Origin of the sequence: Nonomuraea lactucae, from assembly GCF_003313395.1 — a bacterium.
In the GTDB taxonomy this organism is placed as follows: domain Bacteria; phylum Actinomycetota; class Actinomycetes; order Streptosporangiales; family Streptosporangiaceae; genus Nonomuraea; species Nonomuraea lactucae.
The window spans coordinates 1-798 of sequence record NZ_QNFZ01000369.1; the positions used below are offsets into that span (position 1 = coordinate 1).

At 76.2% G+C, this 798-nt stretch carries 1 protein-coding gene and 1 pseudogene; both read left to right on the forward strand.

Going from position 1 to position 798, the window contains the following annotated elements; all coding sequences use genetic code 11:
- Positions 1-514, forward strand: a pseudogene (locus DQW85_RS22010) (reductase); the annotation flags it as partial.
- Between the two features lie 66 nt (positions 515-580).
- On the forward strand, positions 581-798 hold a 218-nt coding region (locus DQW85_RS22015), incomplete at its 3' end, for a hypothetical protein (RefSeq protein WP_205315305.1).

Genomic DNA, 798 nt, shown 5'->3' on the forward strand with positions numbered 1-798 from the left:
CATCGGGCGCCTGCCGTGGTGGCTGACCCGGATCGCCCGCGGCGGCCCGGTGCTCGCGCCGGGCCCCGCGGACCTCGGCCTGCAGTTCATCGACGCGCGCGACCTGGCCGCCTGGTGCCTGGCAGCCGCCGAGCGCGGGCTGGGCGGCGCCTACAACGTGGTCAGCCCGCCCGGGTTCGCCACCATGCGGGAGCTGCTGGAGAGCTGCGCGCGGGTCACCGGCTCCGACGCCGAGCTGCGCTGGACCGGCGCCGAGACGATCCTCGCGGCCGGGGTTCGGCCGTGGACCGACCTGCCGATCTGGCTGGTCGGCGAGGGGCACGACACCATGCACAACGGCGACGTCTCCAAGGCGGTCGCGGCGGGGCTGCGCTGCCGCCCGGTGGAGGAGACGGTGGCCGACACGTGGAAGTGGCTGCGCGGCCTCGGCGGCCAGGCCCCGCTACGCCCCGATCGGCCGCCAGTGGGCCTCGACCCGGAGGTGGAGGCCAGGGTCCTCGGCATCGCCGGATGACTCCATAGCCCTCCATCCCCACCCCGGGCGCCTTGGTCACCTGCGGAGATTACGCTTGGTACGCGTATGGACTCACTGTTTACGGCAGGGCGACGGGGGCCCCTGGGGGCGGTCCACGGCACGTTCGCGGTGCTGCTGGCGACCGCCCTGATCGCGTCCGCCCGCGACGGGCGGATCGCCCTGGTGGTGGGCGGCCTGCTGCTGGGCGCCCTCTACGCGGCCGGGGCGGCCAAGGTCGTGGGCGGTGCCGCCGGGACGACCGAGGCCACGGGCGGGCGCGCCGC